33 protein-coding genes are annotated in these 25834 nt (G+C 51.7%); 8 read left to right on the forward strand and 25 right to left on the reverse strand.

Features of this window, described 5'->3' with window-relative positions:
* Genes ACOTXF_RS00365 through ACOTXF_RS00385 form a run of 5 tightly spaced genes read right to left on the reverse strand, consistent with a single transcriptional unit; the run spans nt 1 to nt 4527 of the window.
* Nucleotides 1-2091, reverse strand: a complete 2091-nt coding sequence (locus ACOTXF_RS00365) for a tail fiber protein (protein WP_421635232.1) — start codon at nt 2089-2091, stop codon at nt 1-3.
* A gap of 7 nt (nt 2092-2098) precedes the next feature.
* Nucleotides 2099-2632 (reverse strand): phage tail protein I, encoded by a 534-nt coding sequence (locus tag ACOTXF_RS00370; protein ID WP_252076610.1) that lies wholly within the window; start codon nt 2630-2632, stop codon nt 2099-2101.
* Nucleotides 2625-3533, reverse strand: a complete 909-nt coding sequence (locus tag ACOTXF_RS00375; RefSeq protein ID WP_421635233.1) for a baseplate assembly protein — start codon at nt 3531-3533, stop codon at nt 2625-2627. The genes ACOTXF_RS00370 and ACOTXF_RS00375 overlap by 8 nt, the downstream gene beginning before the upstream one ends.
* A gap of 5 nt (nt 3534-3538) precedes the next feature.
* Nucleotides 3539-3889 carry a GPW/gp25 family protein gene (locus ACOTXF_RS00380; protein ID WP_014884133.1) on the reverse strand — a complete coding sequence of 117 codons (351 nt, stop codon included), beginning with the start codon at nt 3887-3889 and terminating at the stop codon, nt 3539-3541.
* Entirely contained in the window at nt 3886-4527 is a 642-nt protein-coding gene (locus ACOTXF_RS00385) for a phage baseplate assembly protein V (protein WP_252076607.1), read from the reverse strand. Before ACOTXF_RS00385 ends, ACOTXF_RS00380 begins: the two co-directional genes overlap by 4 nt.
* Before the next feature lie 330 nt (nt 4528-4857).
* Between ACOTXF_RS00385 and ACOTXF_RS00390 the strand changes: the two genes are divergently transcribed.
* On the forward strand, nt 4858-6330 hold the full coding sequence (locus ACOTXF_RS00390) for an ATP-binding protein (RefSeq protein ID WP_421635234.1): 1473 nt from the start codon (nt 4858-4860) through the stop codon (nt 6328-6330).
* An 87-nt stretch (nt 6331-6417) separates the two neighbouring features.
* Here the strand turns inward: ACOTXF_RS00390 and ACOTXF_RS00395 are convergent, their stop codons facing one another.
* The 11 genes from ACOTXF_RS00395 to ACOTXF_RS00445 all read right to left on the reverse strand — a co-directional run bounded on the left by ACOTXF_RS00395 (nt 6418) and on the right by ACOTXF_RS00445 (nt 12098).
* The gene (locus tag ACOTXF_RS00395) at nt 6418-6876 is read right to left on the reverse strand and encodes a phage virion morphogenesis protein (RefSeq protein ID WP_421635235.1); all 459 of its coding nucleotides are present in this window, start codon (nt 6874-6876) and stop codon (nt 6418-6420) included.
* Nucleotides 6869-7336, reverse strand: coding sequence for a phage tail protein (locus ACOTXF_RS00400; protein ID WP_252076604.1), 468 nt, complete (start codon nt 7334-7336; stop codon nt 6869-6871). The genes ACOTXF_RS00395 and ACOTXF_RS00400 overlap by 8 nt, the downstream gene beginning before the upstream one ends.
* A complete protein-coding gene (gene lysC / locus ACOTXF_RS00405) occupies nt 7299-7544 on the reverse strand; it encodes an Rz1-like lysis system protein LysC (protein WP_072163335.1) in 246 nt (81 codons plus the stop codon). The genes ACOTXF_RS00400 and lysC overlap by 38 nt, the downstream gene beginning before the upstream one ends.
* Nucleotides 7432-7857, reverse strand: coding sequence for an Rz-like lysis system protein LysB (gene lysB, locus ACOTXF_RS00410; protein ID WP_252076603.1), 426 nt, complete (start codon nt 7855-7857; stop codon nt 7432-7434). Before lysB ends, lysC begins: the two co-directional genes overlap by 113 nt.
* Nucleotides 7854-8363 (reverse strand): lysozyme, encoded by a 510-nt coding sequence (locus tag ACOTXF_RS00415; protein WP_252076602.1) that lies wholly within the window; start codon nt 8361-8363, stop codon nt 7854-7856. The genes lysB and ACOTXF_RS00415 overlap by 4 nt, the downstream gene beginning before the upstream one ends.
* Nucleotides 8347-8568, reverse strand: a complete 222-nt coding sequence (locus ACOTXF_RS00420) for a phage holin family protein (RefSeq protein ID WP_252076601.1) — start codon at nt 8566-8568, stop codon at nt 8347-8349. The genes ACOTXF_RS00415 and ACOTXF_RS00420 overlap by 17 nt, the downstream gene beginning before the upstream one ends.
* Nucleotides 8559-8762, reverse strand: a complete 204-nt coding sequence (locus ACOTXF_RS00425; protein ID WP_248177982.1) for a tail protein X — start codon at nt 8760-8762, stop codon at nt 8559-8561. Before ACOTXF_RS00425 ends, ACOTXF_RS00420 begins: the two co-directional genes overlap by 10 nt.
* A complete protein-coding gene (locus tag ACOTXF_RS00430; RefSeq protein WP_023209075.1) occupies nt 8762-9268 on the reverse strand; it encodes a head completion/stabilization protein in 507 nt (168 codons plus the stop codon). The genes ACOTXF_RS00425 and ACOTXF_RS00430 overlap by 1 nt, the downstream gene beginning before the upstream one ends.
* A 99-nt stretch (nt 9269-9367) precedes the next feature.
* Nucleotides 9368-10117: a terminase endonuclease subunit gene (locus ACOTXF_RS00435; RefSeq protein WP_252076599.1), complete on the reverse strand. Its 750-nt coding sequence runs from the start codon at nt 10115-10117 to the stop codon at nt 9368-9370.
* 3 nt (nt 10118-10120) lie between these two features.
* Entirely contained in the window at nt 10121-11188 is a 1068-nt protein-coding gene (locus ACOTXF_RS00440) for a phage major capsid protein, P2 family (RefSeq protein ID WP_421635236.1), read from the reverse strand.
* Nucleotides 11189-11243: 55 nt separating this feature from the next.
* Entirely contained in the window at nt 11244-12098 is an 855-nt protein-coding gene (locus ACOTXF_RS00445; protein WP_252076597.1) for a GPO family capsid scaffolding protein, read from the reverse strand.
* A 166-nt stretch (nt 12099-12264) separates the two neighbouring features.
* Here ACOTXF_RS00445 and ACOTXF_RS00450 point away from each other — a divergent pair, with 166 nt between their 5' ends.
* From ACOTXF_RS00450 to ACOTXF_RS00460, 3 genes are all read left to right on the forward strand, one after another.
* Entirely contained in the window at nt 12265-14034 is a 1770-nt protein-coding gene (locus tag ACOTXF_RS00450) for a terminase ATPase subunit family protein (RefSeq protein ID WP_421635237.1), read from the forward strand.
* 1 nt (nt 14035) lies between these two features.
* Nucleotides 14036-15061 carry a phage portal protein gene (locus ACOTXF_RS00455; RefSeq protein ID WP_421635238.1) on the forward strand — a complete coding sequence of 342 codons (1026 nt, stop codon included), beginning with the start codon at nt 14036-14038 and terminating at the stop codon, nt 15059-15061.
* 393 nt (nt 15062-15454) lie between these two features.
* Nucleotides 15455-17215: an ATP-dependent nuclease gene (locus tag ACOTXF_RS00460; protein WP_421635239.1), complete on the forward strand. Its 1761-nt coding sequence runs from the start codon at nt 15455-15457 to the stop codon at nt 17213-17215.
* Nucleotides 17216-17287: 72 nt separating this feature from the next.
* Here the strand turns inward: ACOTXF_RS00460 and ACOTXF_RS00465 are convergent, their stop codons facing one another.
* From ACOTXF_RS00465 to ACOTXF_RS00485, 5 genes are all read right to left on the reverse strand, one after another.
* On the reverse strand, nt 17288-19549 hold the full coding sequence (locus tag ACOTXF_RS00465; RefSeq protein ID WP_421635240.1) for a replication endonuclease: 2262 nt from the start codon (nt 19547-19549) through the stop codon (nt 17288-17290).
* A 1-nt stretch (nt 19550) separates the two neighbouring features.
* A complete protein-coding gene (locus ACOTXF_RS00470) occupies nt 19551-19814 on the reverse strand; it encodes a DUF5405 family protein (protein ID WP_252076592.1) in 264 nt (87 codons plus the stop codon).
* A 23-nt stretch (nt 19815-19837) separates the two neighbouring features.
* A complete protein-coding gene (locus tag ACOTXF_RS00475) occupies nt 19838-20056 on the reverse strand; it encodes a DUF2732 family protein (protein ID WP_252076591.1) in 219 nt (72 codons plus the stop codon).
* Between the two features lie 66 nt (nt 20057-20122).
* Entirely contained in the window at nt 20123-20623 is a 501-nt protein-coding gene (locus ACOTXF_RS00480; RefSeq protein WP_421635241.1) for a replication protein B, read from the reverse strand.
* Nucleotides 20620-20790, reverse strand: a complete 171-nt coding sequence (locus tag ACOTXF_RS00485; RefSeq protein ID WP_000662667.1) for a hypothetical protein — start codon at nt 20788-20790, stop codon at nt 20620-20622. Before ACOTXF_RS00485 ends, ACOTXF_RS00480 begins: the two co-directional genes overlap by 4 nt.
* A 97-nt stretch (nt 20791-20887) precedes the next feature.
* On the opposite strand from ACOTXF_RS00485, the gene ACOTXF_RS00490 reads away from it, so the two are divergent.
* Nucleotides 20888-21076, forward strand: a complete 189-nt coding sequence (locus tag ACOTXF_RS00490; RefSeq protein WP_000184654.1) for a hypothetical protein — start codon at nt 20888-20890, stop codon at nt 21074-21076.
* Nucleotides 21077-21078: 2 nt separating this feature from the next.
* Here the strand turns inward: ACOTXF_RS00490 and ACOTXF_RS00495 are convergent, their stop codons facing one another.
* Both ACOTXF_RS00495 and ACOTXF_RS00500 read right to left on the reverse strand, forming a co-directional pair.
* Nucleotides 21079-21318 carry a hypothetical protein gene (locus tag ACOTXF_RS00495; RefSeq protein ID WP_000042568.1) on the reverse strand — a complete coding sequence of 80 codons (240 nt, stop codon included), beginning with the start codon at nt 21316-21318 and terminating at the stop codon, nt 21079-21081.
* A 41-nt stretch (nt 21319-21359) separates the two neighbouring features.
* Nucleotides 21360-21638 carry a regulatory phage cox family protein gene (locus ACOTXF_RS00500; RefSeq protein WP_104440014.1) on the reverse strand — a complete coding sequence of 93 codons (279 nt, stop codon included), beginning with the start codon at nt 21636-21638 and terminating at the stop codon, nt 21360-21362.
* A 135-nt stretch (nt 21639-21773) separates the two neighbouring features.
* Here ACOTXF_RS00500 and ACOTXF_RS00505 point away from each other — a divergent pair, with 135 nt between their 5' ends.
* Both ACOTXF_RS00505 and ACOTXF_RS00510 read left to right on the forward strand, forming a co-directional pair.
* A complete protein-coding gene (locus ACOTXF_RS00505) occupies nt 21774-22070 on the forward strand; it encodes a helix-turn-helix domain-containing protein (RefSeq protein ID WP_032658822.1) in 297 nt (98 codons plus the stop codon).
* A 96-nt stretch (nt 22071-22166) separates the two neighbouring features.
* Nucleotides 22167-23177 (forward strand): phage integrase, encoded by a 1011-nt coding sequence (locus tag ACOTXF_RS00510; protein WP_032666330.1) that lies wholly within the window; start codon nt 22167-22169, stop codon nt 23175-23177.
* 110 nt (nt 23178-23287) lie between these two features.
* Here the strand turns inward: ACOTXF_RS00510 and leuE are convergent, their stop codons facing one another.
* Together leuE and ACOTXF_RS00520 are read right to left on the reverse strand one after the other, a co-directional pair.
* Nucleotides 23288-23923, reverse strand: a complete 636-nt coding sequence (gene leuE / locus ACOTXF_RS00515) for a leucine efflux protein LeuE (protein WP_008502792.1) — start codon at nt 23921-23923, stop codon at nt 23288-23290.
* A gap of 111 nt (nt 23924-24034) precedes the next feature.
* The gene (locus ACOTXF_RS00520; RefSeq protein WP_021240326.1) at nt 24035-24208 is read right to left on the reverse strand and encodes a YciY family protein; all 174 of its coding nucleotides are present in this window, start codon (nt 24206-24208) and stop codon (nt 24035-24037) included.
* Nucleotides 24209-24352: 144 nt separating this feature from the next.
* Here ACOTXF_RS00520 and cls point away from each other — a divergent pair, with 144 nt between their 5' ends.
* The gene (gene cls / locus ACOTXF_RS00525; protein WP_008502791.1) at nt 24353-25813 is read left to right on the forward strand and encodes a cardiolipin synthase; all 1461 of its coding nucleotides are present in this window, start codon (nt 24353-24355) and stop codon (nt 25811-25813) included.
* Nucleotides 25814-25834 lie beyond the last annotated feature (21 nt).

The raw sequence follows: 25834 nt of genomic DNA on the forward strand, positions 1-25834 counted from the left end.
TTAATATCCCTCCGCTACATACATCAGCGTAACCGTACCGCCACCGGCAATACGCAAGTTAAATCCCGTTCTGTCGACGTTATAAGGCTGCATTGCTGCACCTTGCCCTGATTCTTCATTTCGGGTAGGGATAACGACATTGCACACATTAGGAAACGCTGTCGGGAAGGTGACGCGCCCGCTGTTCGGGACGCCACCAACCACAGCAGCCACACGCATAGCCCCTGAACTTCCGCAGCGCCACCACATCTGGCCTCCTGTCAACCATGCTGTGTTAGGTGCGGCGTAGCTTCCTTTGAACTGATAACGTGCGTCACTTTCGGCAGGGGTGTAAGCCACTTTTGGTGGTGGATTATTTGGTGAATAAACTCTCACTCCAGGCGTATCGTATACTCCTGCACCTGCCTGAATCAGCCCAACGTTGCTGATGTTGCGCCCAGAGTGAATATCGTCTCCTGCTGCAAAATAGCCGGGGGCTGAAATGCTGCCATCAGGACCAATATTAAGTGAAGGACCACCTCCGGCACGCAGGTGCAGTACCGCATCATCTCCGGCATAGATAAGAGCCATTTCTGCATTATCTTTGAAAAACCACAAATGCTTATTCCCATAACCTCTGATGAAAATTGCATTCTGTCCAAGCTCTGTATTTCCGTTACATGCCCGAATAAAACCGGGTGCAGTGATAGTGGCATTATCCGCATCGTACTGAACTTCATGGAAATAACGCCAGCCAATATTCACCCCGTCATCTTCACGGATGGCATAGATAGAGGTTGAACTCGTATAACTTACAAACTGGATCAATGGGCGGTTATATTTCCCCCCTGATGATGGGTTGGTCGCTGCAATAACGTTAATATAATAATAATCTTGCTTCAGAAACTGCGGCGTATTCGTGCAATACCGCACATCCAAAAACAGCGATTCGCCGACCACAAAAGGATATGTCGCAAAATTAATCGGGTCATGGTTGCAGGAGGAAACAAAATTCCCTTTATACCCAACAGGTACTAAATCACCCCCAGCTTTATCGGCTACGTTTCTGTAAGCAGCGTCCCGCAGATTGTTTTTGAGGTTAATCACGTCATCACTGACCAGCTTCACGGCTTTTGGTGTTGCCGCGAGCGACTCAGACATGCTGTCGGTTGCGCTACTGAGCTGGACGATACCCTTTTGCGCCGTAGTTGCGTCCTGAGCCGTATATTTACCGTTAGCAAGGTCATACGCTGCCTTAACCGCTTTCGGCGTCGCTGCGACGCTCTCAGACGCGCTGTCGGTCGCGCTACTGAGCTGGACGATACCCTTTTGCACCGTGGTCGCGTCCTTAGCCGTATATTTCCCGTTAGCAAGGTCATACGCTGCCTTAACCGCTTTCGGCGTCGCGGCGAGCGTCTCAGACGCGCTGTCGGTCGCGCTACTGAGCTGGACGATACCCTTTTGCGCCGTGGTTGCGTCCTGAGCCGTGTATTTACCGTTAGCAAGGTCATATGCTGCCTTAACCGCTTTCGGCGTCGCTGCTAGCGTCTCAGACGTGCTGTCGGTCGCACTGCTTAGCTTAGTAAAACCTTTTTCTTCCAGCGTGGCATCAGGGTGACGTCGTGACTGCTCATGCTCCGCGAGCCTTTCGTCGACATAGTCCTGCGTTGCCATCACCGTTGAGGTGTCAATCGTCAGCTCTACTGACTCGATGTCGCTCACCATGATGACCATACGCACGGTCTGCGCGCGGCCTGACCCTTCCTCAAGTTTCGGTTTATAGCTTTCCGCCATGTTGCCGACGGCAATCAGCGTGCCGGTGTCGTCATAGAGCCCCATTTCGCGCATCCAGAAACCGCCGGTTTCAGGCGGAATGACCAGCTCCGCGATCACATAGTTTTGATGCTTATTGTCCTGGCTGACTTTGTTCAGCGTATGACGCCAGACCTCATTGACGAGCTTTGTCTGACCGGCATCAGGCACGGGCAATGTGCCGCCGCCGTCGCCGATGGTCATGGCCGTAAAATTCACTTTTTTCCCGTTCGGGGTGGTCGCTGCAGCGAGCTTAATCGCACCGGCTTTGGTGATGACCGTTTTATATTTTACTGTCATTGTGTTCTCACTTTTCCGGGTAAACCGTGATGATGTCACCGTCATACGTCAACGCGCCGGTGTAGAGATAGCCCGGCACATCCTGAATAATATTGAGGCCGATAAGATGGCGGCTGGCTGGCTTTGCATCCGCAATGAGTCGCTCCATCTCGTAATACATTTCCTCAGTGATGCCGGTCTCTAACACACCGATATCGAGTCGAAACGTGCCGGGCGGGTCGCTGGTTTCCCACCACTCGGACACGTTAATCAGATAGCCGAGCGGCTCCACCACGCGACGCACTGCCCCAATCGTCCCTTTGTGCGCATGGATAAACCACGCCGCGCGGATCACATCGCGCTTTGTGGCCTCCGGCCAGTTCTCGTCCCAGCGGTCAACGGAAAACGCCCACGCCAGCCACGGCAGCAGATTTGCCGGGCAGTCGTCAGGGCTCCAGAGGCGACGCAGTGGGACGGGGGTATTTTCAATGTCAGCGCAGGCGCGCGCCGCCGCCACCTCAAGCGCTGACGAGCCCACCGGCAGCAGGCGGGTATCATTCATCGTTGCCCCCGATAGTGACGCTGTAGTCGCTGCACCATGACGCCTGAGTCTCATCGAGCACGATGTCGGCCACCGGTTCGGTCAGCTCGACGCGCTGCACGCCCTCGACGTGGAGTGCGGCATAAATGGCCGATTTGCGGATATCACGCCCGAGCCGGTGCTGTGCGGTGATATACGCCTGCAGTTTTGCTTTTGCCGCACTGAGCACCGGCTCGCTCTCGGGACCGGGATACAGGTAAAGCGACGCGGTGATTTTATAGTCGACAATTTTTGCTGACTGCACGGTCACGCGGTCGGCTACCGGCCTGACATCCTCATCGTTCAACGCGTTGCGCACGATAGCGAGCAGCTCGTCAGAGGCCACGCCATTATTTTCACGCGACAGCACGGACACGGTCACACACGCTGGCGTGGGACTGATAACCGAAATATCCGCAACACGCCCGTCGGCGCTGCGGCCATGAAACTGATATGAGCCGGTTGACCCGGCGGTACTCAGTCCCTCAAAAGCCTGTTGAATGCGTAGACGGTAGTCGGTGTCCGACTCCATCAAGGCAGGTGTCGGCGGTAACGTCGTGTCGTCTGCAGGGGTGATGACAAGGCGCTCGACGTTGTAATTTCCGCCTAACTGGTCAAGGTCAGCACCGGAAGCGTAAGCCAGCATGACCGCACGCGCGGCCTCATTGACGCGCTGTCGCCAGATGACTTCCCGGTAGGCGTTTTCCTGCAGCAGCTTGACCAGCGGCTCAGACTCAAGCGTCAGCGTGCGCGCGATAGCGTCCTGCTGGTCTTCCGGGTAAAGCGAGACGAGCGTCGCCTTTCGCTCGCTCAGGATAGTTTCATAGTCCAGTTCTTCCACGACGTCAGGCGCGACGAGCTGGTTAAGGTCAACAATTGCCATAGCGTTTAACTCAGTGGAATGGTGAGGGAAAAAGGCTGGCCGCCAGTGGAGCGCGTGCCAGTGATGTCGACATACAGCCCGCCGTCGGTCTCTGAGCGTTCAAAGGTGATGGTCGTCAGGCTGACGCGAGGCTCCCACTTCTGGATCGCGGAATAACACGCGGCCATAATCTGCAGGCGCAGCGCCGGGGTCTGCGGCTGGTCAATCATCTGCGACAGAAGCGAGCCGTATTCACGACGCATGACGCGCGAGCCTACCGGCGTGACCAGAATGTCGCGCACGCTTTGCCGGATATGCTCGACCTCAGAGATACTGAGGCCGGTCTGGCTGTTCATACCGAGATAACGCACCGTCATTGTGTCCCCTTAGTCCAGCTTCCGCCGCTCTGAACGTTGCCGTGTGCGTGGTCATCCACCTGCACGCCGTTTGATTTCAGTGTCCCGCCGGTGTGCTCAATATTGCCGGTCATCATCCCGCCCTTTTTCACTTCGAGCGTTCCGGTCGTCAGCTTGTTGGTGCAAACCACCTCCGGCGTATCGAGTGTGATGCGGGTCGAGGCTTTCACCAGCACCACCGGTACGGTGGCCGTAATGGAATCCGATGCGGTGACGTCGGCGGTTTTTATGCCCGACACCGTGAGCGCACTGCTTTCTGGCTCGTACTCAATGACAGCGCCATCAGGAAAGGAAACATGAAGCGCATCAGGTGAGGCTGACGGCGCGGGATGGTCATCCGAGAAAATGCCGGGCAGCACAAACGCCGTATCGAGCTCGCCGCCGATCGCCAGTAAAAGCACCTGCTCGCCAACGGATGGAGCCCACCATACGCGCGAGCGACCGGCGCGGCAGGTTAGCCAGTTCAGCCAGGTGGTTTCCATGCCGCCGGTCTGGACACGACAAAGCCCCTCGCCGTGGTCGACGTCGGTCACGATGCCGGTGCGGATAAGGTTGCGGATCGCGCGTGCGATTTCCTGCAGAGAATTTAGATTATTCATGGGGAAAGGATGCCGCCGGGCGAGGCCAGCGGCAATTGAGGTTTGTTTTGTGAGATGTGTTACAACTGCATTCCTCATCTATGCTTTTGTTTTATCAACTATAAAGTAACAAAAGGACGGCTCAGATTATTAAGTGTTGATTCAGCAAAAATTCGAGGGTGACACCATTTCCTAAAACCCAAAACAGATGAAAACATCAGACATGCTGCCACACAAGCGCAAAACCAAACCAGTTCATTGAATTAACGATAAAAACACAGCAAAAGGCATATTGATCTTTATGTGGAAAGTTGTAACATCTAATGAATCAAATTATAAAACCCTCTGAAAATGAAAAGCTTAAACATACTATCATTAACACAAGCACATGATTCTTTAACGGCAGAATGTTTCCATTCTTTTTTAAATCATTATGGCATAAACATTAAACCAGCAGAACTAGCTGACCTGAGAAGCCTCGTAGATTCAATTTATCCTTTCTCCGGAAACTTGAAGGTATTCAATGAATTCTACGTCGGATATAAAATCCCACAAATTGGCAAAGAATTCGATTTGTTAAGATTCGGCAGAAGCAGTATCATCAATATAGAAATCAAGCGCATTAGCACACAAGAAAAAATAAGAAAGCAACTCATAAGAAATAAATACTACTTAAGCTTTACAGAAAAGACCGTACTTGCATTCTCTTATGAAGCTGATACACAGTCCCTATTTATGCTTAATGATAATAATGATATCGAAAAAACAAACATTGAATATGTCGCCTGGCTTTTGCTGTCACAGGATTTAGATAGCAACCAAGTTATTGACAATATGTTCAACCCTTCCGACTATTTGGTTTCACCATTTAATTCCACTAAAAAATTCCTATCAAATCAATATTTCTTAACACACCAACAAGAAGAAATTAAAGATCAAGTCTTAAACTCTTTAACCTCACCTCAACCTTTCAAGTTTGTTTCGGTTACTGGCGGAGCAGGAACTGGAAAAACATTATTAGTCTACGATATTGCAAAAAATGCGATTCAAAAACAATTAAAATCATTAATTATACATTGCGGAAATTTAAATGATGGCCAAAAAGAATTAAGAGCATCAGGCTGGGACATTATAAAAATAAAAGACCTGAACTCGTACAACTTATCTGATTATGCATTATTAATAATTGATGAGGTCCAGCGAATTTATCCATCTCAGTTAAATACGATAATCGACGTTATTACGGGTGGCACCGGCAGTTGCATCTTCTCGTATGACCAACTTCAAACTCTTGCTAAGACTGAGGAACTGAGAGACATAAACTCCAAAATATGCAGCCTAAACTTAATCAAATCATATAGACTATCAGAAAAAATCAGAACCAATAAAGAAATAGCAAATTTTATCAGGATGTTATTTAATCGCACTCGTAATTTAGAATCAATGAACACATCAAACGTAGAGATTAACTATTTCAAATCACTACCAGATGCTATGCGTTTTTTAAAATCCCTCGATAATACAGAGTGGGAAACTTTAAGATTCACACCTTCACAATACGATAACGAACACCATGCGCAATATGCAGATTTTACAATGAAAACCTCTCACGAAGTGATAGGGCAAGAGTTTGACAATGTAGTGATTACAATTGACAGCTTCTTTTCTTATGATGCCAATGGTTTTTTAACATATCAAGGAAAAGCATATTACCACACTATGAAAATGCTTTTCCAGAATATCACAAGGGCCAGAAAGAGATTAAAGGTTGTAATCATTGACAATGTTGAACTATTAAATAGATGCATGGATATTTTGAAATAAAAAATATATGAGAAAGATTTCACGGCACTTAAAATAGCGCTACAGAACCAAGTGCCGAGAAATAAAAAAACCAGCCTACCAACCACATTATTTAAGCCCCTCACTTAAATAAAATAACACCACCTCCTCCAACTGTTCTTTTCCAGACTTATTTATACCTAATAACTGGCGAACTGGATATTGAACTTCGTGAACATGCGGACTAGGTCTATCTTTAAGACCATACTGATGGATCCGCGCTATGCGCTGCACCTTGCCGGTAAATTCCACCACCGCGCTGTTTTCACGGCCACTGGCTTTCATGTAACGGCTTGTGCGGAGCTTCTGGAACATCGCCCGCTTAATCCGCCCGGCCTTAGCCCTGAGAGGCTGACGCTTTCGCGCCTGATATGGTGAGCCGTCCGGGGCTTTTTGCTGTTTGATACGCTGCTGTTGCGACTTGCGCAGCTCCTTTGCTATCTCTCCGGCAAGCCGTCGGCGTGCAGCCGGTGACAGGGCAGCAATCAGACCATTGAGCCGGTCGTCAAAGGGCTTAAATTCACTCATCCCATTTGCTCACCAGTTCGCCGTTGATATAGAGCTCTTTAGGCCGTGTGACGGGCTCAGGCAGCGGCGGCTCGGGGGCATAGCTTACGTGCAGCGCGCCGTTTTCCTCTTTGATGAGGGTGCGCTCGGTGAGCTGCAGGCTGATACTGATATCGACGCTGTCCCCGTCGTTCAAATCCATCTGGAACCGGTAGCCCTTTTTGCGCCCGTCATCGAGCGTGCAGATATCCGGCTGGTTTTCCCTGAGCCATGCGGCCACCGGCACGAAAATCAGGTCAGGGTCGCCGACAAAGTCACACACGATCACATTCAGCGTGTAAATCTTCTCGTGCGACAGCGAGGCCGCGAGCCGCGCGTCGATATTCCCCTCATCGGCAAAGATACGCATCATTTCGGGGTTCGTTGATAACTGCGGGACGGCTTTAATCAGCGCTTCGCGCAGGCTGCGTGCTTTCTTCATCGAGTTTATCCTGACAGTCTTTGACGGTTTCAACCTGCAGCGCGCAGGCGGCGAGCGCGTGCTCAAGCCTGCGAATGTCGGCGCTCAGATCGCCATTAGTGGCCGGGTCGCTTCCCGGCATCGGGCAATAGCTCACTTTCGGGCAGGCGCTGTAAACAATGACCGGCGGAGGCGCAGGCGGCGCGGGTGTGCAGCCGACGCACAACATCAGGCAGCTCAGCGCTGTACCAGCGGCGTAGGGTTTCATTCTCATTTATCAGCCTCGTAATGGTTTCTTCACGCCGCACGGCCATTGCACCGGCGGCCAGCAGTTCGCCGCGTAGACTGACCTGCGCGGTTTCATTTCGCCTGGCAATTTCCTGCGAAACGGAAAGCTGATTTTTCAGCATTGCGATCGCGGTTTTTTGTTCCGTCGCGACCTTATTCGCCCGTTCAAACGAGCGCGTCAGGTTGCCGTTTTCATGACGCTGCCAGAGCACAACCGCAATAAGCGCGGCCAGTAAAAACAACATTACTTTCATTGAATCCCCCTCAGGCAGTAAGCACGCTCGCGCGCGCGGCGGTTTTCCAGCCCCTTGTTAATTTCGCCATTCACGTAAACCCAGCGGGTGAGCTGGTCGCACGCCTGCGGCCATTGCTGGCGCTTAATAAACGAGACCAGCGTCGACCGGCAGGCCGCGCCGGTTCCCACGTTGAATGAGAAGCTGACCAGCGCATCGTAAACGTGCGGCGGCATTTCCACCGGCACGCAGACCGCGAGACGTTTCTCGACGTTCAGCACATCCGCGACCAGATTTGCCGCCGCCTGCCGCTCGGTGATTTCCCCTTTCGGCACGACGCCTGCAGTGTGGCCGATGCCCGACGTCCACACTCCCGCGCTGCACTGGTAAGGCGTCAGGCGACAACCTTCGAGGTCGGCAATCAGCGCCAGCCCCTCGGGCAAGGTGTTAAGCAGACGAAAGTCAGGCATCAGCGCTGCCAGCGCCAGCACGGCGGCCACACTGCATTTTTTAACGATTGATTTCACGAATAGCCCCTTTATCGAGTCCGAGCGATGTCAGATAGAGGTACGTCTTGCGCTTAAACCAGTAGTTCGTCAGCGCGGTAAAAATGGCGCATCCGACGCCCACGTAAAGCGCCATCTTTTCGGGGGACATTGCCCCGACATACGCCAGCCCCACGGCCAGCCAGTAAGCGATAAACGTGGTGATTTTTTCCATACTCAGTCCCATAGATTCACCGTTTCGGTTCTGGCCGCGCTGTCGGTCTCGGGCAGCTCAACAGGCGTGCCGTGCGGCAGGATCACACCGAGCTCAGACAGGCCGGGATTTGCCTCTAAGACGGTTTCGACCACGCCCTCAGTGCGCCCGTAGTACCGGGCGCAAATCGCGTCGAGGGTGTCGCCCTGCAGCGCATACGCTTTCATCAGATTTGCCCCACAATACAGCGCGCTTTGTCCTGGATACGCGCCACAGACCAGCGCATGTCCCGCCACATTTCATCAATCGTGCTGTCGATGCTGTCGGCCTTTTTGTCCCCTTTGGCGGTCGCATCCACGCCGCGAAAACGCTCATAAAGCGTGGCCGTCGTCATCGAACACACGGCGTTGAAGTAGTGGAAAACGCGCACGCTTTCGCCGTCGAGCTTGTCGGTCGGGACATCCGCCAGCGTGGCGTAACCGGCATTGAGCTGACGCTCGCGCCACTCGACCAGCTCCGCGTTAGTCTCCGCGATGGCGGTCTTAATCGCCCGGCGCAGGCGAACGGGGGAAACGGTCTGCTCTAAGCGCATTTCTTCCCGCACACGCTTCGGGTCAACATCAGGAAAAAAAGGGGTGTTTTTGATTACCGGCTCGCTCACGCCCGGCGGCGGTATCACCACGCCCGGCACATCCTGCGGCTCTTTTTTTGGCTCAATAATCAGTGTCGTCATGACAACCTCGGGTAATGGGTGGGCGGTGGACGCCGGTCGCAGTCAGGGCAATAAATACCCGCATTGACCGGCGTGCCGCCCGGCTCGGGGAGCGCTCGTTTAACCTGCGGCTTTTGCCGCCTTTGGTGGACGCCCGCGCCGTGCCGCTGGTTTGGCGGCAGGTTTGCGCGTGCGCGGTTTGGTCGTTTTCGGTGCCGGTTCAGGCTTTGGCCTGAGCTGACGCTCTAACTGCTCGATGTCTTTTCGCACGCCGATAGTGCTTTCTAACTGGATCGCACGCTGCAGGTGCGCCAGCGCCTCGGGCAGTTGCTTCGCATCACGCAGCACGTAGCCGGTGATTTTGTGTAGCTTCGCGCGCACGATATCGGGCATATCCGCGCGCTCAGTCAGCGCGAGGGTGTCGAGCAGGTTTTCGAGCCCGACAGGCTGTTTAGCAGCAAGCAGGCGCTGCGCGGCCAGTGCCACCTCCTCGGCCAGCAGGTAAGGCGTCGGACGGCGACCGGTTGGCATGGTCAGGCCGTAGGTCATGGCATAACGGGCAATCTCAAGCGCCCCGGCGATATCGTCAGCATCGAGACGCCACAGCATGACAGTCATGACAATGTCATCCTGCGCCCCTTTGCCGTTTGTGAGGACGCCAGCCACCCACGGCAGATAGAACGGCAGCAGCTCGCGCTTTTTGTCTGCCTTGCGCTCGTTGGAACGGATTTGTTTTAGCGTGCGGTTGTCTGCGGCCAGCTTAACGAGCATCTGCTCATAGGCAGTTGCATTACGCAGCGGGACAGCAGCCCGCTGCGCAGTTTCAGAGGCCGAGACCCGCATCATGTGACGCGCTGCGGGACTCATCATGGCTTACTCTCCGCTTTCCGGTGCTGCAGGTGCGGTGAAGTCACCGAGCTTGATGTTTTCAATCAGGCAACCGGCGGCGTAAGCCTCGACCACATAGTCAACATTCATGGACTCGTAGTTTTCGACGCGGTCTTTCTTCGGGTTTTCGATGATGCTGCGACGATGCGCGTCATCCATGAAGTAGATAGACAGGTTGTCGAGACGCGTCACCATCAGGGCATTAGCCGGGAAATACGGCACGCGCACGGCAGGGAGGTTGCCAATTCGCTTCTGGCTGATGATGATGTCAGCCGCCAGCGACTCGGTGTTTTCCTGCTCTTTGTTGACGATAGGGAAATATTTATCCGCCATCAGCTTACGCCCGGTGATGACAACCAGCTCCGGGTCATCCTGATAAATCTCGTCAATCAGGTTTCCGGTGGCATCCATAACCAGCGCGTCGAGGTTCGCATAGTCGCCGTTTTTACCCACGCGGATCACATCGGAAATGACCTTGCCGCCCTCGTCGGTGAATCTGGACATCACGCGCGCGGGTGCTTCATTGCGGTACTTCTGCAGCCAGCCGGTCGCCACGTCCTGCAGCATCGGATTTTTTTTACGGTCGGACGTCTCCGCACGCTCGATACCGTTAAAACCGGCCATGATGAAATCGAGGGACTGACGCTTGATGATGGCGTCACGGATACGGGTCTGGAAGTCCTGGAATCGCGCCCACAGGTCGAGCTGTTTATAGCGGATATGGAAGTCAAAGTTAATCTGGTCGCACTCGTATTTGAATGACTCCAGCGCCGTGAAATCAGCTGTTTTACGCTCATCATCACCGGCGGTGTCGGCAGTGCTCGCAATCGTGCCGTTTACACCCACCCCGACTTTTTCGCCTTTCAGCTCGTCGACCGGGACGATGTTGATTTTGGTCAGAAACGCGGATGACATCTGCAGGGTCGTCATCAGGGTTTGCGTGACCGACGGCTCGACGGTGAATTTCTTCGCCACGTCATCGGTGGAAATACCGTTCAGCTCCGCGACGCGGGTCAGGTAGGCATTAAATTTGAAACGGGTATCTTTACGCATGGTTTTTCCTGTTCGGGTAAAAGAGTTCAGGCCGGGCAGCACGCCCGGCGCGTTATCAGCAGTTGGTCAGCAGCTCGTCGCCCGTACCGCCTTTTGAAAGCTCGCGGCGCGGCTGGCGCTGGCTTTCGGTGCTGTCGAGGGAGCTTTTCAGGGAGGTAAACGCCTGCGCGTTTTCATCGACTTTGCTTGTCACGTCCTGCTTAAGCTGCGCAAAAGCGGTCTCCAGCTCGGTGACGCGCTGGTCGGTGGCGTTGAGATTGGTTTGTACCTGCTCGGTAACGGTGGTCACTGCCTCATGCACATCGGCGAAACGGGCGTCATCGCTGGCCTGTTTGCGGCCAAAAATGGCTTTGACCTTGTCGGTCAGGCTGTTGAGCCTGGTGTCGGGAACGTCTTCAAACTCCAGCGCAGCCAGTGAGGCCACAGAGAAAACGTCGTCCGGCTGGTCTTTTTTACCGGCGAGCGGGTTCTGCGCGGCGCGGCTGCAGAATTCGAGGTATTCCGTGCCGAGGCTTGCCGGGTCATCGGTGACGGCCAGACCAACGAGGTAACATTTGCCGCTGTTGGCAAAGTTCGGGCGGATCTCCATGGAGGTGTAAACCTTCTGCCCGGCTTTGACCATGCTGACCAGTTCATCAAGCGGCTGGATTTTGCCGTACAGCGCTTTTTTGCCATCGAGCGCAGAGCCATCGCTGATAATCTCCGCCTTAAGCTCGGTCACATCGCCATAGCGTTTAAACGGACTGTCAGGCATCAGCCCCCGGATATGTTCGAGGTTAATGCGGCAGCCGTAGACGCGCGGGTCGAATGTGTCGGCCATATCCTGAATATCATCGCCGCTGATGACACGGCCATCGCAGGTGTCACCCTCGACGCCGATACGAAACCATTTAGAAACTTTCTTTGCCATTGTTCAGGTGTCCTGATGTTGGGTTTTCGGGTCGGGTTTAGTTTCCCGACTCAGACCCGTATCAGCCACCGCTTGTGCTCCTGTTAGATCTGATACAACAGACACTTAGCGCTAATAACACCCCATTTCCTTAGCCTTGCCACGTAACACCAAAAACGAGGCAAACATGACCATTTCAACTGACCTTTCTCTGTTAAATGACCCGCGACGACAGGCACGGCTGTTGTACTGGCAGGGGTTCGCCGTGCCGCAAATCTGCGACATGCTGCAGCTCAAGCGCCCGACCGTGCAGAGCTGGAAGCAACGTGATGGATGGGAAGAAACCGCGCCGATTAATCGTGTCGAATCGACGTTAGAGGCGCGACTTATCCAGCTCTATGCAAAGCCAGACCTGACGCCGCATGACTTCAAAGTCGCTGATTTTCTGTCGCGCCAGATGGAGCGACTCGCGCGCGTTAACCGCTACGGCCAGACCGGAAACGAGGTGGATTTAAACCCCAATATCGCCAGCCGTAACAAAGGGGATCGCAAAAAGCCGAAACGAAACTATTTCAGCGAGGAGGCCATAGAGAAACTGGAGGAGATTTTCTTCGACCAGTCGTTTGACTATCAGCTCCGCTGGCATAAAGCAGGGTTAGAGCACCGCATCCGCCACATCCTGAAATCGCGACAGATTGGCGCGACGTTCTACTTTGCGCGCGAGTCACTTCTGCGCGCGCTTAAGACCGGGCAAAACCAGATATTTTTGTCGGCCAGTAAAACGCAGGCTTACGTGTTCCGTAAGTACATCATCGCCTTTGCCCGTCTGGTTGACGTCGACCTGTCAGGCGACCCGATCGTCATCGGCAACAATGGCGCTGAGCTGATTTTTCTCGGGACCAATTCCAACACCGCGCAGAGCCACAACGGCGACCTGTACGTCGATGAAATTTTCTGGATCCCCAATTTTCAGAAGCTGCGCAAAGTCGCCTCGGGTATGGCCTCGCAGTCGCACCTGCGCACCACCTATTTTTCGACCCCGTCGACGCTGGCGCACGGCGCTTACCCGTTCTGGTCTGGCGAGCTGTTTAACCGTGGCCGTAGTAACCGCGACGAACGAGTCGACATCGATATCAGCCATCAGGCGCTCGCCGGTGGCGTGCTGTGCGGGGACGGCCAGTGGCGGCAGATTGTCACCATTGAGGACGCGCTCGCCGGTGGCTGCACCCTGTTTAACCTCGATCAGCTTAAGCAGGAAAACAGCGCGGATGACTTCCGTAACCTGTTTATGTGCGAATTCGTCGACGATAAAGCGTCGGTATTCCCGTTCGAGGAGTTGCAGCGCTGCATGGTCGATGCGATGGAAGAATGGGAGGACTTCGAGCCGTTCGCCGACCGTCCGTTTAACTGGCGACCGGTCTGGATTGGCTATGACCCTTCACACACCGGCGACAGCGCCGGATGCGCGGTACTGGCTCCGCCGCTGGTTGCCGGTGGCAAGTTCCGCATCCTTGAGCGTCACCAGTGGAAAGGCATGGACTTTGCCGCGCAGGCCGAGGCCATCCGGGCGCTGACCGAGAAATATACCGTCGACTATATCGGCATCGATGCGACCGGCATCGGCCAGGGGGTTTACCAGCTCGTGCGCTCATTCTTCCCGGCGTCGCGCGCCATCCGCTACACGCCGGAAATGAAAACCGCAATGGTGCTGAAAGCAAAAGACACCATCAGGCGCGGGTGTCTGGAATATGACGCCGGTGCGACCGACATCACGCAGTCATTTATGGCTATCCGCAAAACCATGACCAGCAGCGGCCGCAGCGCCACCTACGAAGCCAGCCGCAGCGAGGAAGCCAGCCACGCGGATATCGCGTGGGCGACCATGCACGCCCTGTTAAACGAGCCGCTTTCCGCCGGAAGCGGTATGCAATCAAGTTCAATTCTGGACATTAACTAAGATGAAAAAATGCCAAAATAAACAGCCAAAACAGACCAGCATGACCGCCAGCGCGCCGCAAAAAATGGAGGCATTCACCTTTGGCGAGCCGTCACCCGTTCTGGATCGCCGCGACATCCTCGACTATGTCGAGTGCATCAATAACGGCAAATGGTACGAGCCGCCGGTCAACTTCTCGGGGCTGGCAAAAAGCCTGCGCGCAGCCGTGCATCACAGCTCCCCGATTTACGTCAAGCGCAACATTCTGACCAGCACCTTTATCCCGCACCCGTTGCTATCCCGTCAGGACTTCAGCCGCCTTGTGCTTGATTATCTGGTCTTTGCAAACGGCTATCTCGAAAAGCGCCTGAGCGTGACCGGCCAGCTCTTTAAACTGGAAACCTCCCCGGCCAAATACACCCGCCGCGGTGTCGAGGATGGCGTTTACTGGTACGTGTCTGACTATACGCACCCGCACCAGTTCGCCCCCGGTTCGGTGTTTCATCTGCTTGAGCCCGATATCAATCAGGAACTTTACGGGATGCCGGAATACCTGAGCGCACTTAATTCCGCCTGGCTGAATGAATCCGCCACGCTGTTTCGTCGCAAGTATTACCAGAACGGCGCGCACGCGGGTTACATCATGTACGTGACCGACGCGGCGCAAAGCAGCACCGACGTTGAGGCGCTGCGCTCCGCGATGCGCGACTCGAAAGGGCTTGGGAATTTTAAAAACCTGTTTTTCTACGCCCCTAACGGGAAACCGGATGGCATTAAGATCGTGCCGTTGAGTGAAGTCTCCACGAAAGATGATTTTTTTAACATCAAGAAGGTGAGCGCCGCTGACCTGCTCGACGCGCACCGCGTGCCGTTCCAGCTCATGGGCGGCAAGCCTGAAAATATCGGCTCAATGGGCGATATCGAGAAGGTGGCGCGGGTGTTTGTGCGCAACGAGCTGACGCCGCTGCAGGAGCGTTTCAAAGAGATTAACGATTGGTTAGGAATGGAGGTGATCCGCTTTAAGGATTACAGCATAGAGACCGACTAAACCCGCCCAAAATGCCGCCTCCGGGCGGCACTTACACAGAGCGCACCATACGCCTCACACGCCCCGTAATCCCTTGCTCACCTCGTCACCCAACCGAAAGCACAGCGCGTTACCACGACGCGCACAGACGCGCAAAATAAACGCTGTCAGCACGTCTGGCGCGCAGTGCTATCCCCGCCTCGCCTGCACACTTAATGAGTCGGTTTTAATGCAGTTGCATGTATCGCCAAAAGCATATCAATAATGGCAAATGTTGAGATCAGATCACACTTTTCTTGGATGCAAATTCATGCACCCTTGCATGCAAACATTCAAAGTTGTAAAAAACACATAAATAAGAAAACTCACTGCCACACCATTTTCACTCTGGATATAAAACAAAAGGAAATAAAAATGACTGTTCGCCTTAAATCAGTATCCATCAACAATTTTAGATCCTGCAAATCAACAACAGCTATCCTAAGACCTTTTACTGCACTAGTTGGATATAATAACGCAGGTAAATCAAATATTATTCTAGCAATTAAATGGCTCTTGGATGGCGCTACCATTTCTGAGGATGATATGTATGACCCTCAACAACCTGTATCAGTTACGGGGGTCATCGAAGGTATAACAGAAGATACATTGACTCTACTATCTGAAGAAAATCAACAGAAGATCGCCCCCTTTATAATCCATGAAACTTTAACATTCTCAAGAACGCAAGAATTTGATGCAGATAAAGGAAAAATAAAGAAAACGCTTGATGTATTTGATGGTGCAAATTGGAAGAAAAACCCTGGAGGTATTGATGGTGCAATATCCAATATATTCCCTGAACCAATACACATACCTGCAATGTCTGATGCCGTTGAAGATGCAACAAAATACAAAACCTCAACCACCATAGGAAAAATATTATTAGCAATAGTTTCAGGAATAAAGAAAGAGCATGAGAAGAAGTTCTCTCAAAACATTTCGGAAATAGGTAAGTATCTCTCCCACGATGGAGAAAGCCGCTTAGATGGATTAAACAAGATTGACACAGGAGTTAATGAAAAGGTAAATCAGTTTTTCCCAGATGTAAGTGTAAAAATTCATTTCCCCACCCCTACTCTTGATGACATATTCAAATCTGGCACTTTGAAAGTTTTTGAATCACGTGAAGATAGTTCTGTGATGCGTGACATAAGCCGTTTCGGACATGGAACCCAGCGCTCTATTCAAATGGCTCTAATCCAATATCTGGCAGAGATTAAAAAAAACAGCGAGGATACTAAAAAATCAAACACATTAATATTTATCGATGAACCAGAGCTATACTTACATCCGTCAGCTATTAATTCGGTCAGAGAGTCGCTGATTACATTAAGCGAAAATGGCTATCAAGTTATCATATCAACACATTCCGCAAGTATGCTCTCTGCAAAGCATGCATCGAATGCAATACAAGTATACAAAGACTCTAATGGTACAATTGCGAGAAAAACTATCTCTGAAAAAATTGAAGAGCTATACAAAGAGTCATCACCACAATTACACTCAGCGTTCAGTTTATCTAACTCATCATATTTCTTATTTTCAGAGGAAGTGTTATTGGTTGAAGGAAAAACTGAAACCAATGTCTTATATGCATTATACAAAAAAATCAAAGGCACCGAACTAAATCCAACTAAAACATGTATTGTTGCAGTTGATGGAAAAGGAAGCCTTTTAAAAATGGCAAATGTTATCAATTCAATTGGCATTAAAACAAGAATCTTAGCTGATTGTGATTTTCTGTCTATTCTCTTGACGACCACACACACAGAGTCTCTTAAATCCGAGTGTGATGATCTGCTTACTGCCATTGATCAGTCGATAAACAATGGTTCTTTAACACTAAATACTCCTATAACGTCAATTGACTCACTTAAGGGAAGCTCGAGCAAAGACTTTATCAAACTATGCAATCACGATGATATCCTCCAACACATCCACAATATCCATCAGAAATTAAAGAATGAGGGAGTTTACATTTGGAGGTTAGGTGATATCGAGCAAGTATATGGATTTGGCAAAAAACAAACAGAGTGGGATAGTCTTTTAGAGTGCTTAAGTGATGATAGCCAAGATGTAAGAAACACGATCAAAAACTATCATGAAATGGAAGATTTCATAAAATGGATTTAAGATAACATCCTCATATCCCGACAAAAATCTTTTTTTGTCGGGATAAATCTAATCATGGACTGAAAATTCAAGTTAACAATCATTAACTGGATAGGCTAATTTTAGCTCTTCATATATCACAACTGCTCCTCGAGACAATGCTTCAAGTTCCCATCGTTTTGGCTTGATGCCATGTTGTGCAAGGTCAACGCGAATGCGAGTTATTAGCATGCGTTCATATCTTGTGAGCCTGCCTGACGGTGCAATTGCCTGCGATTTTAGCGGTTCTCTATCTCTTTGTTGTCGATTCTGTAGCTCAACATCATATTTTAATGCTCTTCTGAGCACGGTCACGACTTCGGGGTCATCCCATGCAATAACCCCGCTCTCAATCAGATTTAACACCGCTGCGGCTTGCTCAGACGGTGTGGGGGTCATAACTGGATTGCCACCGCCAGTGAGCTTTCCACAGTTATTGACAGGACTCCGAGGCGCGGCAGAGCCGCTTTTTAAGGTCAAAGGCTCAACGGCCAAAACCTTTGGAACGATTCGCCATTCGGCTGTACGGGTTACATGTATACGGTGAGCCCCGAGGTGAGGGGCATAAATACCGACCACCCTCTCAATATCTTCCTCGTACCCGTTAACCTCATCCGTCACCTGACGGGCAACCCTTACGGCCTGAGCATCACGCGGCATGTTTGCCCCACCCTGCGCGATGATGTACCGCTCAAAATCACCCTCATCTGCAGCGGCTCGCGCAGCCTCGACCCTGTCGTCAAACTCGCTGGCGATACTTACGCCACGCGGCAGCTTGCGCAGTTCGCGGTAAGCACCCATTGTCGGGAGACCAATCGGTTTAAACTGCGGTATACGCCATGTCGACGCCCATGCGTTGACGGCTGCGGCCGTATCTTTCAGGGGCTTGCCGGTGTCGTGGTCGAGCTGGCCGTCGAGCGCGTAGCCGTCGATATTTTTGGCAATGTATTTAGCGATATAACCCGCTGCGCCGCCCTGATTAAGATGACGTGACTCAAAGCGCTGTTTTGCCGCTCCCTTCTCGTGTCCGTCCTCTTTGAGGGCATAACGACGCATAATTTCGTTAATGGCTTTACGCTGACCGGGTTTGCAAAACAGCATCATGTGCCAGTGAGGCGTACCGTCGTGGTGCGGTTCGACAACGCGCATCCCGTACACCTCTAAATCGTTATCTTTGAACGCGGTACGCATCAAGCTCCAGATTCGGCAGAGATAGCGCTGGCCGTCTTTGGGTGTGAATGCGTTTTCGTTCCAGCCGTGATTGAGCTGCACCGTTTTGCTTTCGCCTTTGCCAACCTGTCGGGTCGGATGATATTTCGAGGGTGTGGTCAGGGTGATAAACATACCCACGTCACCAGCGCTGGCCGCGTAGCGCTCAATCCCGGCGATGGTGTTCATCAGCTCCATGCGGCGTATCTCAGGATTTGAAATACTCCCCATGACCTTGCTGATCAGGTCGATACGCTCGCCGGTGACTTTGTTTTCGAGCTCGCAGGATTTCAGATATTCGAGATTAGCCAGGCGGCGCGAGTGAACATCGCGGATCGCCATTTTGCTGGCGTAGGGTGAACGGTCTTTGTTGACCTCACCGGCAGCAATAAGCAGCGCCTCGCGCCAGCGCATACGCTGCGCCTTGAGCTGGTTAACCCACCACTCGTCTTTTATCAGTCGTGAAATAGCGGAAAATGCCATGCGGATCGTCATCTGACCCTTACGGTATTTTTTCCAGTACATCGGGGTGAGGTTGAAAGCGCGCGCGACCGCGGCAACTTTCCCGTATAAATGCGCCTGCGCCTCATCAGTGAAAAGGGTTTCTTTTCCGCCGTGAGCGTGCGCCCATGCGTCACTTAACTCTTCATACCGGCTCCAGAGCTGAGAGGCTATTCTGGCGGCAAATTTCCTGAGCTCTTTGTCGTTCATATCCGGCAGGCGCGCATATTCATCCCGCGCAGACAGAAAACCAATCGAGGCGGACTCATTCATCCCGCACAGCTCATTAACACGCTCAAGACGTGGCAGCAGCTTGCGTTCAAACGTGTTTTTAAGGAAATACAGCCCACCTAAAGGGCTCTTTTTACGACGGATGAAGTTATAACGCGATGTAAACAGCGTTTGCAGGAAAAACGGCAGACGGTCAATCCGGTTTAAAACACCTTGCACCTGACGGAGTTCGGCACGTGTAAGGGGTCTGTCGCGGCCAATGGCCTCTTTGGTGACGTTATTCCAGGTATAAGCACCAACGAATGAATCACTGGTGCCCTTCAAAAATGGTGGTGGTGGCGTGGGGGCAACACGCCCCCGAGGTTCGTTGGACATATTATTTAAAAGCGTCCAGACATTGCTTCCCCATGCGTTCAATCCGAGCTTCCAGAGCTGAGAAGCCAGTAAGATCGCTGGTAAAAAGATCATGCAATACCAAGCCTGAGATAAGCTTAGGGATAGTTGGGTAGTAACCCACAACGTCCAGCCATTCCTTACCTTCATTCTTCCCGGATGTAGAGGTCTTTTTTTCCTGCAAAATGAATTGATAGCGGTCACTGGTGATGACGTATTGGTTATTAATCTCGATGTGTATACTCATTTTTTGCTTCCTGTTAACAGTGGTTAGCCAGCTCTACCGAAAATTGAGTTGTGTAACTTTTCCGACTCCTGACCTAATAACTCGATAATCTCGGTGCGATTAAGTTCTGACTTACTGATGTGCGCGATAAGCCCGTCAAACTGAGAAGAGAAACGGGTCGCCGCGTCGCGCTGTGCCTCGCTTACTGCCTGCGCCAGAAGTGCCGAATACATCCCCCGCTGCGCTATATTTTGCTTTTGCATTTGCCTATCTCCTGACAAAAGGAGTCCCCACGCTGTAAGGCGCGTAATAAATCGAATCCAGATTAATTAATGTAAATACTGCTCAGGTTTTACCGAGGTTAAAATGGTTGGTGCGTACTCAAAAAGGCTAAACAGCTCTCGCAGCGCGCGGAAAAGTTTGTCGCGCCAATAACAGCCCTCTTCATTCAAACGCCAGTGCGGCATCATAAATTCCTGCTCTGTCAGTCCCGCATGAAGAAACAGTGATCGCCTTTGGCTAACGGTCAGGCGGCTGATGAAAGTTGCTTTCGACACGCCAAGTTGGCGGCGCCGGGCGAATGCATTTCTCAATTCATCAAGCGCGCAAACAAGACGCTCACGATCGGCTTCGGTCATTTCCTCTAAGCGCATGACAGAGTGACGCTGTTTTAATTGAGCGTGGAAACAAACCGTAAGACGCTCCCGCTCCATCATCTGATTGTAAAAATCGCAAGTGTCCTGCCAGCGAGGCTGAGCCAGATACTTGCAGACCAGACCGCGAAGCGCTGTTGGTTGTTTCTGGATCACGTCCAGTGTCATTACCGTCATAACCACAGTCCTCTCTTTTTGACCAGACGGCGAACCTTCTCGATAACGCCCGGCTTACGGGTTCGGATGATTATGCCCTTGCGGCCGCGACCGTGAGTGATGGTGAAGTTGATCGGATTAGGGCTTTCTCTTCGAAGCAACTGTGCAATACAGCGAGGCTCTTTCATAAATTCTCCTTAGGGAGTCGGGTTTTAACCATGCCCGACACATGGCCTTGTGATAGGATCGAATCGCCAAAAACAAGCCAATCACATGAGGTATTTCATGACTAATCAACAAAATGATGAATTAATTGCCACTCTAAAATCAGCCATTGCATTGGTTAATTCTTCCTCTGATGCGATCTCTAATCGTGAGAAGGCTGAGGAAATCAACAAACTGTCAATCCAGTTGAGAGAGGCAGTTCAATCTAAAATGCCTGTCACGCATAAAAGCTTTTTAGATATCAACTAAGCTCAAATACTGGTGGGGTTTGCCATAACCCCACGTTCTTTTGCTAAAAATTCTAGATACAGACCTGCAATCTCCTCATAGGCAACATCAAGTTCAAAAACTTCTCCCGACGTAAGATGCACCTCAACTTTGTCGGCTGTTTCAGTGCGCTCACGGATAGCGGCCACGCTTTTTAAGTCGATCAGCACCCGCATACCATTAGTGATATGACGAATGCAGCCATGTTTTATTGGTTTTGACATGCAATTTCTCGATTGAATTTGAATGAAATAGGTGAATCTAATTACCGTGAAGGTTGCCCTAAGCCGAGCCACATCAACCAACCATCGCGAATCTCTTTAGGGCGGCTGTCATAAGCCATCTTCATTCCTTTGTTCCATGCTGGCAGGTAGACCCAATATTCCCCTGCGCGCCCACTCGTTGACTGTGGATCAGTCATCTCGACTACAGGCAGCTTGCCCTTTTCAATCATGCCTTTAACCGCTGCAGGTGTTTTACCAATAAGGCGCGCGAATTCCTGGTATGGAACGGCGTCGCTCACACTATCAATGACCCTATTCATTTGTGAGTATTCCTCGTTAGTGTTTTAATTGCTCCTAATGGCTATTAATTGCCATATTGGAGCCATTGGTTTGCGATAACGAATAGAAGATTACTCCGTTATCGTTTTTCTATCAATAGTGGAGTGTTAATTACGATGATACCCGTAAATGAAAAGCTAGCGATCATGCGTGAGTCAGAACGTATGAATAGGAAAGAATTCAGTGACTTAACAGGCGTCCCATACAGCTCTCTTTCGAGTTACGAGAAGGGTGTAAAAGATATGGGCATACAGGCGGTGATGAAGATTTTGAATCATCCTCAGTTCAAAAAATACACTATGTGGTTCATGACAGAGACGATATCACCTGAAGCTGGGCAGATTGCACCGGCTCTCGCGCACTTTGGGCAGCAGACAACAACGTCATCCCACTCAGACCAGAAAACTGGCTAACAATTTATGGCGCTTATTTGTGCAGTAAATGCACAGTGAGTTTTTGCTATTTAAATCAGGAAATTGAAGTACGCAGTAACATCATCGGGAGGCTTTATGTCTGTTAAAAAGCTCGATGATGGTCGATATGAAGTGGACATTAGACCGACCGGGCGTAACGGAAAACGCATCCGTCGGAAGTTCGACAAGAAAAGCGAGGCGATGGCTTTTGAAAAGCATACTCAATATAACCATCACTCAAAGGAATGGCTTTCAAAACCAACGGACAAACGCCAATTGTCGGAACTGAAAGAGTTATGGTGGAAGCTGAAAGGTAAACATGAGGAGCACGGTCAATCGTATCTCAGGAAAATTGAGCGTTTCGAAACGATGACCGGAAACCCGTGCGCTTTCCAGATCACCAAGAGCCTGATAACGCAATATTGTGCTCAACGTCGGGGTGAAGGTATTAAGCCAACTACCATCAACCGCGACCTGATCACGCTAGGTGGGATGTTCACAACCCTGATTGAGTCAGAACTGTATAACGGTGAGCATCCATTCAGGGGATTCAAAAAACTGAAAGAGCAGACAGCCGAAACGGGCTATCTCACTCTTGAGGAAATTGACGCCTTACTTGCTGCGCTCTCAGGTGATAATCGTAAAATTGCGGTTTTGTGTTTGAGTACCGGAGCAAGATGGGGAGAAGCTGCGCGATTGAAGGCGGAGAATGTGATTCATAACCGGGTGTCTTTCGTTAAGACGAAAACCAACACACCGCGCACGGTCCCGATCTCTGATGACGTTGCGGCTTACGTAGTCGGCAAAACGAGAGGTTTTCTGTTTCCTGAGGCCAGTTATGCTGACTTCAGGCGAACCCTCAAAGAGGTTAAGCCCGATTTACCGGCCGGACAAGCAACACATGCGCTACGACACTCTTTCGCGACGCACTTTATGATTAACGGGGGCAACATCATCACACTGCAGAGGATCTTAGGTCATACGAAAATTGCGCAGACAATGGTCTATGCGCACTTCGCTCCTCAGTACCTGCAGGACGCGATTTCGCTTAACCCGTTGAAGGGTGCTAATGGTGGTCAGAGTGTCCACAATGTGTCCACACCCTAGCCGCTTTTTATGGCTTTTGACTGCTAGTAGTAAAACGTGAAACCTTGTCTGGCGCGGCTTTCCAGTTACGCCAGACATTAAAAAGGCTCCCGCAGGAGCCTTTCAAACCATCAATGCAGCGACGCCAACCTCGCCGCAAACCCGACAAACAGCAGCCCTATCAGCCCGTTCCCCAGCTTTGCCAGTTTCTTTTTCGTTTTGAGATAACGCGTGACAAACGCACCGGAGAAGATCAGGAAGCTCATGTACATGAAGCTTATCAACTCAAGCGTCGTCGCGAGGATAAGGAAAGAGGTACCGGTGTTCTGCGCATTCACGTCGATGAATTGAACAAAGAACGATACGTAGAACAGAATCGCTTTTGGATTCGTCAGGCTCAGCACCAGCGAACGTTTCATGATCGTGCTGGCAGGCTCTGTGCCGCTTTCCTGAGCGTGATTCTGGCGGGTAATGACCGACCAGAGCATTTTGCCGCCCAGCCACAGCAGGTAGAAGGCGCCGAGATAACGCACGATATTAAACAGTACCGGCGTGGTCTGGATTAATGCCGCGACGCCCGCCCAGGCAAGAAACATCAGCACCGCATCGCCGATAAATACACCCGTGGCGGCCAGGTACCCTTTTTTAACGCCGTGTCCAATTCCCGTTTTAAGCACAAACAGGGTATTTGGCCCCGGTACCAGCACGATAAAAAACGCGCCAACAACATACGTCCAGAAATTCAGTACGCCAAACTCCGCAAACACTTCTTCTCCCTCCTTTTGCTCAACACAACAGGAATAGCGCTGCAACCACGCTACTCCTAAAAATCAGACCTTATAAAATCAGCGGGCACCATTACGGTGCCCTCATGGTACTCAGATATCCTGGACGGCGAACAGCAACGCGTTGCGGTGCCGGGTCATTCCACATTTTCTGATGGCGTGAATACGCATATTGCGGCGGGATTGTGCTTCCAGCCAACGAGCCTTGCGACGACTCACCTGTCGCAACATGCGCCAGCGCCCTACTTCTGTTCTACTGCGCTTCATGTCTACAACTCTTTCTCAAACAGAGACGCCATTATAAACCCAACCCGGCTGCAAACCAGCGCTTTTACCTGGCGTTTTTATTTGCCAGATGAATCCTGATGCGTACACTCATAACAATACGCTTTCAAAAGGATTTTTTTACCTATGACAACCTTCTACACCGTGGTGAGTTGGCTGGTCATTTTGGGATACTGGCTGTTAATCGCGGGTGTGACGTTACGCATCCTGATGAAGCGCAGAGCCGTACCCTCTGCCATGGCCTGGCTTCTGATCATCTATATCCTGCCGCTGGTGGGAATTATCGCCTATCTCTCTTTCGGTGAGCTTCATCTCGGTAAACGCCGCGCCGAGCGGGCCCGCGCCATGTGGCCCTCCACCGCGAAGTGGCTGAACGACCTTAAAGCCTGCAAGCATATCTTTGCCGAGGAGAACAGCAGCGTCGCCTCGTCACTGTTTAAGCTGTGCGAGCGCCGTCAGGGGATTGGCGGCGTTAAGGGTAATCAGCTCCAGCTGCTGACCTCGTCCGACGACGTTATGCAGGCGTTAATCCGCGATATCCAGCTGGCGCGTCATAATATCGAGATGGTTTTCTATATCTGGCAGCCCGGCGGGATGGCTGACCAGGTCGCGGAATCTCTGATGGCCGCGGCGCGACGCGGCATTCACTGCCGTCTGATGCTTGACTCTGCGGGCAGCGTGGCATTTTTCCGCAGTCCCTGGGCAGGGATGATGCGCAATGCCGGTATCGAAGTGGTCGAGGCGCTGAAGGTTAACCTCCTGCGCGTGTTTCTGCGCCGGATGGACCTTCGTCAGCACCGTAAAATGATCATGATCGATAACTATATTGCCTACACCGGCAGCATGAACATGGTTGACCCGCGCTTTTTTAAACAGGACTCGGGCGTGGGTCAGTGGGTGGATTTGATGGCGCGCATGGAGGGGCCGATTGCCACCTCGATGGGCATCGTCTACTCCTGCGACTGGGAGATAGAGACCGGCAAACGCATCCTGCCGCCACCGCCGGACGGCAATATTATGCCGTTTGAAGAGGCCAGCGGTCACACTATTCATACCATTGCTTCCGGCCCGGGCTTCCCGGAGGATTTGATTCATCAGGCGCTGCTGACGGCGACCTACTCGGCGCGTGAATATCTGATCATGACGACGCCCTACTTTGTTCCCAGCGATGACCTCCTGCACGCGATCTGTACCGCGGCGCAGCGCGGCGTGGATGTGAGCATTATTTTGCCGCGCAAAAATGACTCCCTTCTGGTGGGCTGGGCCAGCCGGGCATTCTTTAGCGAACTGCTGGCTGCAGGGGTGAAGATCTACCAGTTCGAAGGTGGACTGCTCCACACCAAGAGCGTGCTTGTCGACGGCGAGTTAAGCCTGGTGGGAACGGTGAACCTGGATATGCGCAGCCTGTGGCTCAACTTTGAAATCACGCTGGTTATTGATGATGCCGGCTTTGGCGGCGATCTTGCGGCGGTGCAGGATGATTATATCTCCCGCTCCCGCCTGCTGGATGCCAGACTGTGGGTAAAACGTCCGCTGTGGCAGAGAATTGCCGAACGACTGTTTTACTTCTTTAGTCCGTTGCTGTAAAACGTGCCCAACGATGTTAAA

The sequence above is a fragment of the Enterobacter cloacae complex sp. IR53041 genome, from assembly GCF_049238285.1.
Classification (GTDB): Bacteria; Pseudomonadota; Gammaproteobacteria; order Enterobacterales; family Enterobacteriaceae; genus Enterobacter; species Enterobacter roggenkampii.